The 11,286-nt window shown below is 71.0% G+C and carries 10 protein-coding genes and 1 tRNA gene; 3 read left to right on the plus strand and 8 right to left on the minus strand.

Going from position 1 to position 11,286, the window contains the following annotated elements; translation table 11 throughout:
- Positions 1–550: hypothetical protein (locus ACTS11_RS04440; protein ID WP_442639137.1), on the plus strand; the 550-nt coding region annotated here is incomplete at its 5' end.
- Here the strand turns inward: ACTS11_RS04440 and ACTS11_RS04445 are convergent.
- Entirely contained in the window at positions 547–1,152 is a 606-nt protein-coding gene (locus tag ACTS11_RS04445; RefSeq protein ID WP_442639138.1) for a TetR/AcrR family transcriptional regulator, read from the minus strand. The genes ACTS11_RS04440 and ACTS11_RS04445 overlap by 4 nt on opposite strands.
- Before the next feature lie 108 nt (positions 1,153–1,260).
- Between ACTS11_RS04445 and ACTS11_RS04450 the strand changes: the two genes are divergently transcribed.
- Both ACTS11_RS04450 and ACTS11_RS04455 read left to right on the plus strand, forming a co-directional pair.
- Positions 1,261–2,409 carry an efflux RND transporter periplasmic adaptor subunit gene (locus tag ACTS11_RS04450; RefSeq protein WP_442639139.1) on the plus strand — a complete coding sequence of 383 codons (1,149 nt, stop codon included), beginning with the start codon at positions 1,261–1,263 and terminating at the stop codon, positions 2,407–2,409.
- Positions 2,409–5,546: an efflux RND transporter permease subunit gene (locus ACTS11_RS04455; protein ID WP_442639140.1), complete on the plus strand. Its 3,138-nt coding sequence runs from the start codon at positions 2,409–2,411 to the stop codon at positions 5,544–5,546. Before ACTS11_RS04450 ends, ACTS11_RS04455 begins: the two co-directional genes overlap by 1 nt.
- Positions 5,547–5,578: 32 nt before the next feature.
- Here ACTS11_RS04455 and ACTS11_RS04460 read toward each other — a convergent pair.
- The 7 genes from ACTS11_RS04460 to ACTS11_RS04490 all read right to left on the minus strand — a co-directional run.
- Positions 5,579–5,655, minus strand: a tRNA-Pro gene (locus ACTS11_RS04460).
- 71 nt (positions 5,656–5,726) lie between these two features.
- Positions 5,727–6,689, minus strand: coding sequence for a DMT family transporter (locus ACTS11_RS04465; RefSeq protein ID WP_442639141.1), 963 nt, complete (start codon positions 6,687–6,689; stop codon positions 5,727–5,729).
- A gap of 96 nt (positions 6,690–6,785) precedes the next feature.
- Complete coding sequence (gene leuB / locus ACTS11_RS04470; RefSeq protein WP_442639142.1) at positions 6,786–7,889, minus strand: 3-isopropylmalate dehydrogenase; 1,104 nt, start codon at positions 7,887–7,889, stop codon at positions 6,786–6,788.
- 114 nt (positions 7,890–8,003) lie between these two features.
- Entirely contained in the window at positions 8,004–9,005 is a 1,002-nt protein-coding gene (locus ACTS11_RS04475) for an endonuclease/exonuclease/phosphatase family protein (RefSeq protein WP_442639146.1), read from the minus strand.
- A gap of 5 nt (positions 9,006–9,010) precedes the next feature.
- Positions 9,011–9,865 (minus strand): hypothetical protein, encoded by an 855-nt coding sequence (locus ACTS11_RS04480; protein ID WP_442639143.1) that lies wholly within the window; start codon positions 9,863–9,865, stop codon positions 9,011–9,013.
- Positions 9,866–10,106: 241 nt separating this feature from the next.
- Positions 10,107–10,712 (minus strand): 3-isopropylmalate dehydratase small subunit, encoded by a 606-nt coding sequence (gene leuD / locus ACTS11_RS04485; protein WP_442639144.1) that lies wholly within the window; start codon positions 10,710–10,712, stop codon positions 10,107–10,109.
- A gap of 78 nt (positions 10,713–10,790) precedes the next feature.
- A partial coding sequence (locus ACTS11_RS04490) for a DUF4198 domain-containing protein (protein WP_442639145.1) occupies positions 10,791–11,286 on the minus strand: 496 nt, incomplete at its 5' end.

Below are 11,286 nucleotides of genomic sequence, written 5' to 3' on the forward strand. Positions count from 1 at the left end.
CCGGCCGCTCCGGGGGGACGCGCCCCGCCGGGTGGAATCCGCCGTGACGGAGGACCCCGACTTCGGGCCGATGCTCACGCTCCACGGCGGGATCGAGGCCGGCGACGCCCGGCGCCTCGACGCGTTCCTCGCCGGGCTCGACGCGGTGCCTCCCCTCGCCGCCATGAACAGTCCCGGCGGCGACGTGGACGAGGCGCTGAGGATCGGCCGCCTCCTGCGGGAGCGCGAGCTGGACACGCTGATCCCCGCGGGCGCCGCCTGTTTCTCCGCCTGTCCCTACGCGCTGGCGGGCGGGGTCGAGCGCCGCGTCTCGGCGCAGGGCTCCGTCGGGCTGCACCAGCACTACTACGACGCGCCGGGCTACATGCCGGTCTATTTCGCCGTAGAGGACATCCAGCGCAACCAGGGCGAGACGATGGCCTACCTGATCGAGATGGGCGTCGATCCGGGCGTGATGGTCCACGGCCTCTCCACCCCGCCGCAGGAGATCTACGTGCTGGTGGAGGAGGAACTGATCGACAGCCGCCTCGCAACGGCGATGGTGGACTAGGCGCCCCTCGGAGGCAGGTAGGACGCGCCGACGAGGCGGAGGTAGTCCTCCTCGCTCACCATGATCTTGGTCTTGTCGGCCTTGCCGTCGAGCACCAGGAAGCAGTGCCCGTGCACGGCACACCAGAGCGCGTAGGCCCTTGCGTGCACCTCGGGATGGTCCGGCGGCAGGCCGAGGTGCTCGGCCACCACGCGGACGACGATGGCGAACTTGCCCTCGCCCTCCTCGGCCAGCGCCTCGTCCTCGGCATGGGTGCTGGCATGGCCGAACATGACCGCGAAGATCCCCGGCTCGCGCCGCGCGAAGCCGATATAGGCGCGGCCGAGCGCCACGACGCGCTCCGGATCGCCCGCCGGGTGCGCGTCGGCCGCCGCCTGCATCGCGTCGCCCATCCGGTGCATCGCGGCGAGGATCACCGCATGCATGATCTCCTCGCGGTCCTTGAAGTGCTTGTAGGGGGCCGCCGTGCTGACGCCGGCCATGCGGCAGGCCTCGGCGATGGAGAATCCATCCGGCCCGCGCGCCTCGACCAGGTGCCGGACGGCCTCCAGCAACTGCTCCCGCAGCGCGCCGTGATGGTAATTCTTTCGTTTCTGCGTCAATGGCTTGCCCGCCCATAAGTTAGTGTCGCTAACTTTGCGCTTGCCGAAGTTAGCATCGCTTACATATGTTAGCGACACTAACTTCGCAACCTCTCGGGGAGGCAGGACATGGATACGGCAGACCAGGCACGGACGCGACCGGGATTCCTTCGTGGCGCGGGCCGCGTGGCGCTGACGCTTCTCGTGATCGGCGCCGGTGCGGGCGCGGGGGTCGCGGGATATGGCGTTCTCGCCGCCCGCGCCTCGCAGGCCGAGGGGCCGCCGCCCGCGCCCCGGACCGTCGTGGCGCCCGAGGTGCTGCGCCTGACCGACAGCGTGACGCTCACCCGCCGGTTCACCGGCCAGTTCGAGGCCGCGCAGGAGGCTGCGCTCGGCTTCGAGGAGGGTGGCACCATTGCAGAGGTTCTGGTGCGCGAGGGCGACGCGGTTGCCATGGGCGACGTGGTCGCACGGCTCGACACGCGGCTCCTGGAGGCCGAGCGGACCCGGCTGGAAGCGTCCCGCGCCGCGCTCGACGCGCAGGCGGAACTTGCCCGGCGGACGAACGCGCGGCAGGAGCAGCTGCGCGCCCAGGGCCATGTCGCGCAGCAGCGCCTCGACGAGACCTCGCTCCAGCTCGCCCAGCTCGAGGCGTCGCTGGCCGAGGTGGACGCGGCCCTCGTCGCCGTCGAGGTGCGCCTGTCCAAGACCGAGATCCGCGCGCCCTTCGCGGGGCGGATCGGTGCGCGCCTTCTCGATGCAGGCGCGGTGGCGGGACCGGGTGCCGCGGTCGTGACGCTCCTCGAGGATGCGCCCGCGCGCTTCCGCGTCGCGCTCGACCCCGCGCTCGCGGGACGGCTGGTGCCGCGCGCGGCGGTGGAGATCGAGACGGCGGGCGGACGGCTTCCCGCACGGCTCGCCGAGCTTGCGCCCGAGCTCGACGCCGCCACCCGCGCCCGCGTCGCCTTCTTCGACCTCGCGCCTGGCACGGAGGCGCCCCCCGCCCGCGCCAGCGGCGACGTGATCCTTCCCGAGATCCGGGCCGAGCGCGGCGCCTGGGTGCCGCTGGCCGCGCTGCGTCAGGGGCCGCGCGGGGCCTGGACGCTTCTGACCCTGGCCGAGGACGAGACAATCGCGCTCGAGGCGGCGGAGATCCTGCATCTCGACGGCGAGCGCGCCTATGTGCGCGGCAGCTTCGCGGACGGTGCGCTCTACCTGCCGGGCGGCACGCACCGCGTCGTCCCCGGCGAACCCGTGACGCTGGCGGAGGTCCGGTGATGCGCAGCCTCGGCAACCTCACCTGGCGCGAGCCCCGGATCGTCGCGCTCGCCCTGCTCGTCATCGTCGCAGCCGGTCTTTCGGCGCTCGTCTCCATCGGGCGGCAGGAAGACCCGACGATCACCAACATCTTCGCCACCGTCACCACGGTCTATCCCGGGGCGGAGCCCGCCCGCGTCGAGGCGCTGGTCACGGTCGAGATCGAGGAGGCGCTGCGCGAGATCGCGGAGGTCGCCGTGATCGAGTCGACCTCGGCCGCGGGAATTTCCATCGTCTCGGTCGAGCTGGTCGAGACCATCGCCGAGGACCGGATCGAGCAGGTCTGGTCCGAGCTTCGCGATGCCCTTTCGGATATCGCGCCGACCCTGCCCTCGGGCGCGCTCGAGCCGGAACTCGGCACCGACGGCGCGGGCGCCTTCGGCGCCATCGTGGCGCTGACGCCCGCGCGCGAAGGCGTGCCCCTGACGCTCATCGGGCGCTACGGCGAGGCGCTGGGCGACATCCTCAGGAACGTGCCCGGCACCAGCATGGTCGAACTTTACGGCCTGCCCGAGGAGGAGATCACCGTCACGCTCGACGCCGCGCGCGCGGCGTCGCTGGGGCTGAGCGCCGCGCAGGTCGCGCAGGCGGTGCAGGCGGCGGACGCCAAGCTCCGCGCGGGCGAGGTCACGGGCGCCTCGGACGAACTGGTGGTCGAGGTCGCGGGCGAGATCGAGAGCCTCGCGCGCCTCTCGGCCATCGTTCTGCGCGAGGGGGCGGAGGGCGCGACGCTCCGCCTCGGCGACATCGCCGACATCGCGCGCGGGCCCCGCACGCCCGTGGCGGAGGCGGCTGTGCAGAACGGTCTCCCGGCCGTGCTGGTGGCGGCGAAGCTGGAGGACGGTCTTCAGGTCGACGTCTGGGCCGCGCAGGTGCGCGCCGCGCTGGCCGCCTTCGAGGCGGAGCTGCCCGGCGGGATCGACGCCGCCCTTGTCTTCGACCAGTCCACCTATACCGCCGAGCGGCTGGCCGAGGTGGGCGCGAACATGGCGCTCGGCGTCGGGCTGGTGGTCGCCGTGCTCCTCCTGACCCTCGGGCTCCGCGCCGCGCTGATCGTGGCGGTGATCCTGCCCGTGGTCAGCCTCGCGAGCCTCGCCACGATGAACGCCATCGCGCTGCCGATCCACCAGATGAGCGTCACCGGCATGATCGTGGCCCTCGGCCTTCTGGTGGACGCGGGCATCGTGATGACCGACGAGGTCGGACGGCGGCTGCGTGCGGGCGCCACCCGCGCACGGGCCGTGGCCGACAGCGTCTCGCGCCTGACCATGCCGCTCTTCGCCTCGACGGCGACGACGGCGCTCAGCTTCATGCCGATGATCCTCCTGCCGGGACCGGCGGGCGACTTCGTCGGCTCCATCGCGCTGGCCGTCGTCATCATGCTCGGCTGGTCCTTCGTGGTGGCCGTGGCGATCACGCCGGCCATCGCGGGATGGCTGCTGCCCGACGGCGCGGGCGGGCGCTTCGCGGGCGGCCTGCCCTCGGGCGCGCTCGGCCGGGTCGTCGCCGCCTCGCTCCGGTGGTCGGTGTCGAACCCGGTGCGCTCCATCGCGCTGTCGCTGGTGCTGCCGGTGCTCGGCTTCGCCAGTCTGCCGCTCTTGACGGCGCAGTTCTTCCCCGGCGTCGACCGCGACCAGTTCACCGTCGAGGTGGACATGGCGCCTGGCACCGCGCTGACCGCGACGCAAGGTGTCGTCGCCCGCCACGACGCCGCGCTCGCGGGCACCCCCGGGATCGAGAGCGTCACCTGGGTCGTCGGCCGGTCGGCGCCCGCCTTCTACTACAACGTTGTCTCGGACCGCGACGGCGCGCCGGGCTTCGCCCATGCGCTTGTGCGGACGTCTTCCGCCGACGCGACGGCGGAGATCCTGCCGCTGCTCCAGCAGGATCTCCCGCGTCTCGCACCCGAGGCGCAGGTGCTCGTCCGCGGTCTCGTGCAGGGCCCGCCGGTGGATGCGCCGGTCGAGCTCCGCATCGTGGGGCCCGAGGTCGCGACGCTGCGCGAGGAGGGCGCGCGCCTCCGCCAACTCGTCGCGGCAGAGGAGGCCGTCACCCTCGCCCGCGCCTCGATCTCGGAGGGGGCGCCGAAGCTGGTGCTCGACGTGAACGAGGCCGAGGCACGACGGCTCGGCCTCAGCCTCGCGGACGTCGCGGGCCAGATGGAGGCCGCGCTCGTCGGCATGACCGGCGGCTCGCTCGTGGAGGGGACGGAGGAGCTGCCCGTCCGCGTCCGCCTCGGCGACGGGCTCAGGGCCGATCCCGCGGCGATCCGCGACATGGGCCTCCTGCCCGGCGATGCCGTCGCGCGGGCGCTGGGCGGCGATCATCCCGCCGTGCCCCTATCCGCCGTGGCCGAGGTCCGGCTCGAGCCCGGCGAAGGCACGATCACCCGCCGGAACGGCGAGCGCGCGAACACCGTGCAGGCCTTCCTCGTCGAGGGCGTCCTGCCCGAGGAGGCGCTGGCCGACATCCGCGCCGCCATGGCGGAGCAGGGCTTCGCGCTGCCGCCCGGCTACCGGCTCGAGATCGGCGGGGACAGCGACGCGCGGTCCTCGACGCTCAACAACCTCCTGGCGCCGCTCGGCCTGATCGTGACGCTTTCCATTGCGGTCGTCGTGATGACCTTCCGCTCCTTCCGCCTCGCGAGCGTAGCGCTGGTGGTCAGCGGGCTTTCGGCCGGTCTCTCGATGCTGGCGCTGGCGATCTTCCAGTATCCCTTCGGGATCAACGCGATCATCGGGCTCATCGGCTCGATCGGGGTGTCGATCAACGCCGCGCTCATCATCATGACGGCGCTCCAGGAGAACGCCGAGGCGGCGGCGGGCGAGCCCGGGGCGATGGTCGGCGTCGTGATGGACAGCTCGCGCCACATCACCTCGACCACGGTGACGACCTTCGGCGGGTTCCTTCCGCTGATCCTCGCGGGCGGCGGCTTCTGGCCGCCCTTCGCGATGGCGGTGGCGGGTGGCGTGCTCCTGTCCACCGTCGTCAGCTTCTACTTCACGCCTGCCGCGTTCCGCCTCGTCTACGCGCGGCGGCGCGGTGCCGCGCAGGACGCGCCCGCGCCAGCGGTCGCCGTGCTGCGGGCGGCGGAGTGACCGGCGGTCAAACGCGACGATTTCGTGAAATCTGGTCGGAGTGAGAGGATTCGAACCTCCGGCCCCTGCCTCCCGAAGACAGTGCTCTACCAGGCTGAGCTACACTCCGACCGTGGCGGGCGGGGTAGCGCCTCGGGCGGGGTTTGGCAAGTCCCTCATTGGGCTCCTCACTCGGCCCCCTCACTCTGCGGCGTCGGTCAGCTTCTCCATCGCGCTGACCCTCGGACGCACGCCCGTGTCGGGGTGCGAGCGGGTCTGCAGCACCGGCGCGGCGGAGGTGCTGCCCCTCAGGCTCTCGCGGAGCACGATGTAGAGGCCGCTCGCGATGATGATCGCGGCGCCCACCCAGGTCCAGAGATCGGCAAACTCGTCGAAGAAGAAGAACCCGAAGACCGCCGCCCAGAGGAGTTGCGAATACTGCATCGGCGCGACGATCGCCGCGTCCGCCGCCTTGTAGGCCGCGATGATGAGAAGGCCGCCCGCGAAGCCGAAGACCGACATCGCGGCGAACATCGCGAAATGGACGCCTTCGACCGGCACGTAGACGAAGGGCAGGAGCGACCCCATGACGATCGCGTTGGCCATCATCGGGTAGAGGAGGAGCACCGCGCTCCGCTCGTCGCGGCCGATCTTGCGGATGATGACCGCGATGAGCGAACTGCCGATCGAGGCGGTCAGCGCCGCCGCGTGCCCGAGGCTGAGCTCGGACGCGCCGGGGCGGAGCACGACGATGACGCCGATCAGCCCGACGATCACCGCGCCCCAGCGGTGGAGGCCGACGCGTTCGCCGAGGATCGGGATCGACAGGACCGTGATCAGCATCGGCGCCGCGAAGAGGATGGCGTAGACCTCGGCCAGCGGCAGGGTCGAGAAGGCGTAGAAGGCAGTCCCCGCAACGAGGACCGAACACCCGGTGCGCAGCGCCGTCCACCAGGGATGCACGGGCAGGAGCGTCCCGCTCGTCCGGTCGCGCATCAGCATCAGCGTGATGAGCGGGAAGGACAGGAGCGTCGAGAAGAAGACGATCTGGAACGGCGAGAAGGTCTGGCCGAGCTGCTTGATGAAGACGTCATGCGTCGCGTACAGCGCGAACGCCAGTAGCGCGAAGCCCGCGCCTGTCAGGTTGCGTCTGTCGACCGGCATTTGGGAGGTTTCCGAAGCTCTCCCTGGACGTGTGCCACAATCGGCCCCGGGGCGGAAGCCGCCTCGGAGCCCGGTCGCGGTCGCCGCCGTCGAGCGTCAGACGCGCGCGGCGAGTTTCGCGACGATGGCGTCGCCCATCTCGGCGGTGGAAACGGGCGTCTTGCCTTCCTCGCCGAGGAGGTCCGCCGTCCTCAGCCCGTCGGCCAGCACCGCCTCGACCGCGCGCTCGAGCCGGTCGGCCTCGGCCCCGAGGTCGAAGGAGTAGCGCAGCGCCATGGCGAAGGAGAGGATGCAGGCGATCGGGTTCGCCTTGCCCTGCCCCGCGATGTCCGGGGCCGAGCCGTGGACGGGTTCGTACAGCGCCTTGGGCCGCCCGTTCTCCATCGGGGCGCCGAGCGAGGCCGAGGGCAGCATCCCCAGCGACCCCGTCAGCATCGCCGCGAGGTCCGACAGGAGGTCGCCGAAGAGGTTGTCGGTCACGATCACGTCGAACTGCTTGGGCCAGCGGGTGAGCTGCATCGCGCCTGCGTCGGCGTACATGTGCGACAGCTCGACGTCCGGATACTCGGCGTCGTGAACCTCCTGCACCACCTCGCGCCAGAGCACGCCCGATTCCATCACGTTGGCCTTCTCCATCGAGCAGACCTTGTTGTTGCGCTTGCGGGCGAGCTCGAAGGCGGAGCGGGCGACGCGGGCGATCTCGCTCTCGGTGTACCGCTGGGTGTTGATGCCCACGCGCTCGTTGCCCTCGGTGTGGATGCCGCGCGGCTCGCCGAAATAGACGCCCGAGGTGAGCTCGCGGATGATCATGATGTCGAGGCCGGCGACCACGTCCTTCTTCAGCGACGAGAAATCGGCCAGCGCGTCGAAGCACTGGGCGGGGCGGAGGTTGGCGTAGAGGTCCATCTCCTTGCGCAGGCGCAGGAGCCCGCGCTCGGGCTTCACGGAGAAGTCGAGCTTGTCGTATTTCGGCCCGCCCACCGCGCCGAGGAGGACGGCGTCGACCTCCTGCGCCCTGGCCATCGTGGCGTCCGTCAGCGGCGTGCCGTGCGCATCGTAGGCGCAGCCGCCCACGAGGTCCTCGGTCACGTCGAAGGCGATGCCCTGCGTGCCGAACCAGTCGATGACCTTGCGCACCTCGGCCATGACCTCGGGGCCGATTCCGTCGCCGGGAAGGATGAGCAAGGAGCGGCTGGTCATGGTCTTGGTCCCTCGTGGTGTGATGTCGCCATCGCCTAGTCCGCGCCTCGCGGAGGGTCAAGTGAGCATGGGCGACAGGCCCGCGGCCAGCGTGTCCCGGAGCGCTTGCGGTGGTCAGAACCTGAGGTCCACCCAGACCAGCCGGTGCGCCGAGGCGCTGGCCGCCATCTCCGCCGATATACCGAGGAGGGGCTCCGCCCCCGGCCAGAGGATGCCCGAGCCCGTCACCGTGAGGTCCGCCGCGGGAAGGATGTAGTCGACGCGGAGCGCGCCCGTTCGCGGCCATTCCGCCGTCGCCGTGCCCGCGCCGCCCTCGGGCGCGGGGTCCCGCACAGCGGGATGTCCGAGGAGCGCCCGTAGCGCCTCGCGCCGCCCCTCGCCGCGGTCGGGGTCGAGGTTGAGTGTGCCCGCGATCGCGAAGGCCTGCGCGGCAAAGGGCGGACCCTCCGGCGTCCAACCGTCGAGGTAGAGCCGCCAGAACCGGATCTCGTCGGCGTTGCGCAGGCCGTTGCGGTCCTCCGGCCCGTCGAAGACCGGGGCGGAGGCGTGACCGGCCAGCAGGTGGAAGGGCCCCGAGGGCGTCAGGATCTCCACGTCCCACGCGCCGACATGATGGAGCCGCAGGAGATCGAGCGCGGCCTCGGGCGTGACCGGGGCGGCGGAACTCTCCGGCAGGTCGGCCCAGCGGAAGGCGGTGAAGTCGCGCACCGCGCCGAAGGGTAAGCGGGACAGGAGCGCCATGCCCCCGTCGCCGGTAAAGTAGCCGAAGCCGTGGGCGTCGCGCGCCCGGTGGCTGCGTCCGTCGCCGTCGAGGTCGATGCCGGTCGGCCGCCCGCTGTTGGGGGATAGCGCAAGACGGTGGGGATAGGGTCGCCCGACCGCCTCCAGCGCCCCGGCGAGCGCGGTCAGCGCGGCGAGGCCCGCGTCGTAATCGATGTCGAGAAGGAGGAGGATGTCGGCATCGGCCGCCGCGATCACCTCGCGCGCGGCCAGAACCTGCGGATCGTCGCCCGAGACGATGTCGGCGAGCAGACGGCCCGGCCCGTCGCGGGAAAGGCCGGCGTGGTAGACCGCGAGGCGGAAGCTCTCGGCGTGGGCTCCGGCGCCCGCGGGAATGCCCGCTAGCGCGACAAGGCCGGCGAGGGCGGCGCGTCGGCCGCGAGCGACGCCGTGAGACGCGCGCGCCGCTGGCCGATCATGTCGGCGATCCGCCCCATGGCGAGACCCCGCATCAGAAGGCTCAGCGGAATGAACATCCAAATCGTGATTCCCCAGACGAGCGCATGCGGTGAGTTGAGCACGGCGATCTGGACATGGTTCGCCGCCACGACCGCCACCACCGGCAGGACGAATGGCGCGAAAATCCCGAAGATAACGTTAACGAGGGAGTCGCGGCGCAACCTTTTCACAACGTCGCCGCCCGTGGTCGGGTCGAAGGTCGGCAGGTTGATCCACACGTTGAACGAGGTGCCCCGGTTCGGCCACTGGTGCAGCCGGATGAGCAGCGCGAAGACGAAGATCGAGATCAGCATGACGAGCGTCGCGATGCCGGTCATGCCGCGGATCTGGTTCAGCGTGAAGGGATCGACGCCGGGCGGGATGTGCGCCTCGATCATCTGGACGGGGCTGAACGGCAGGTCCAGCGCGTTCGCCACGACGATGCCGAAGGCGTTGACGATGAGCGACAGGCTCGACCCCTCGCCCGGTGCGGCATTGGCGACGAGGCTCAGCATGAAGAGCGTCACGAACAGCGTCAGGATGCGGACCCGGTTGAAGGGCGGGGCGTCGCGGAACTCGACCAGGCCGGGGTAGGTCGCGGCGTATTCCATGCCGACGAACACGCCCAGCGCGAGGGCGACCAGCGTCACGACCTGCGTGCCCTCGGGCGTCGTGCCCGGGATAAGCAGCGACGGCGTCGCGATCACCACGACGGCGATCAGCGCGCGGGCCACTGCACCAACGAGTTGGGTCAGCACTCGATCTACCTCAATCTCGAAGCCGGTTGCCCCGACTCCTAATTTTTGAATCGGTCCGCTGAGTGACCCGCTCGGTCCAAAATTGAGATGAATGGACCGAGACGGCGCCATAACCGCCCGAATTTTGCCACAAATCTGCCCAGATCTGTCCGGTCGCGCAAGCGCGCGGCGGTCATGGCGGTGCCGTGCCGCGCCAATTGCAGGCGCGACTGTGCCGCAAATGCATCAGTGGGTTAGCCGATCAGACCCAGGGACGGCTCTGCGAGGCGGCTGCCTCGAAGCTGTCGATGGACGCCGCCTTTTCGAGCGTGAGGCCGATGTCGTCGAGGCCGTTCAGAAGGCAGTGCTTGCGGAAGGGATCGACCTCGAAGGCGATCTCGCCCCCGTCGGGCCCGGTGATCGTCTGCGTCTCGAGGTCGACCGTCACGATGGCGTTCGCGCCGCGCTGGGCGTCGTCCATCAGCCGGTCCACGTCCTCCTGCGGCAGGACGATCGGCAGGATGCCGTTCTTGAAGCAGTTGTTGAAGAAGATGTCCGCGAAGGAGGGCGCGATCACGCAGCGGATGCCGAAGTCGAGGAGCGCCCAGGGCGCGTGCTCCCGCGAGGAGCCGCAGCCGAAGTTCTCGCCCGCGACGAGGATCTGCGCGTCGCGGTAGGCGGGCCGGTTCAGCACGAAGTCCGGGATCTCGTTGCCGTCCGCGTCGTAGCGCATCTCGTCGAAGAGGTTCCGCCCGAGGCCCGACCGCTTGATGGTCTTCAGGAACTGCTTGGGGATGATCATGTCGGTATCGACGTTGATCAGCGGCAGCGGCGCGGCGACGCCCGTGAGCCTGGTGAACTTTTCCATCGCGTCACTCCTTCGGTCGGGTGTTCCGATAGCGTGGCGGCCGGCCGGGGGCAAGCGGCACGGGCGACACGGGCTGCCTCATTGCGGGGGCTGGGGGGCCGGAACCTCGAAGGTCAGGCTCGCCCACAGCGTGCGCCAGTCCGGCGCGCCCTCGGACCCGTCGCCGGGCTCCAGCGCGACGGAATGCACGAGGTACTGCATTCCCGGCCGCACCGACAGGACGACGATGCCGTTGCTGTCGGACTCGTGCACCGTCCGCGTCGCCGGACCGCCGGCCTCGGGGCGCGCGAAGACCTCGACCTGGGCCATGCGCCGCGGCGCGCCGTCGAGCCAGAGCTGCACCGGCAACGCCCCGGCGAGATCGTCGGTATAGGGATTGGCGAGCGCCACGAACTCGGTGCGGAACCCCACGACGCGGTCGTCGCCGCGCCCGTGGCCCATGGCGACGAGCGCCTTGGCGAAGCGGACATGCTCCTCCCGGATGGGCGTGCCCGCCTCCGGCCAGGCGCCGTCGGCCTCGAGCGTGGCGCCGAGGCCCATGTTCCGGGCGAAGGCGAGGAACCGCGCCGAATCG

Origin of the sequence: Roseicyclus sp. (genome assembly GCF_052168335.1) — a bacterium.
Lineage (GTDB): Bacteria > Pseudomonadota > Alphaproteobacteria > Rhodobacterales > Rhodobacteraceae > Roseibacterium.

Coding starts and splice junctions, on each gene's coding strand:
- ACTS11_RS04450 (WP_442639139.1), top strand. CDS start 1,261: ATGGATACGGCAGACCAGGCACGGACGCGACCGGGATTCCTTCGTGGC.
- ACTS11_RS04455 (WP_442639140.1), top strand. CDS start 2,409: ATGCGCAGCCTCGGCAACCTCACCTGGCGCGAGCCCCGGATCGTCGCG.
- ACTS11_RS04465 (WP_442639141.1), bottom strand. CDS start 6,689: ATGCCGGTCGACAGACGCAACCTGACAGGCGCGGGCTTCGCGCTACTG.
- leuB (WP_442639142.1), bottom strand. CDS start 7,889: ATGACCAGCCGCTCCTTGCTCATCCTTCCCGGCGACGGAATCGGCCCC.
- leuD (WP_442639144.1), bottom strand. CDS start 10,712: ATGGAAAAGTTCACCAGGCTCACGGGCGTCGCCGCGCCGCTGCCGCTG.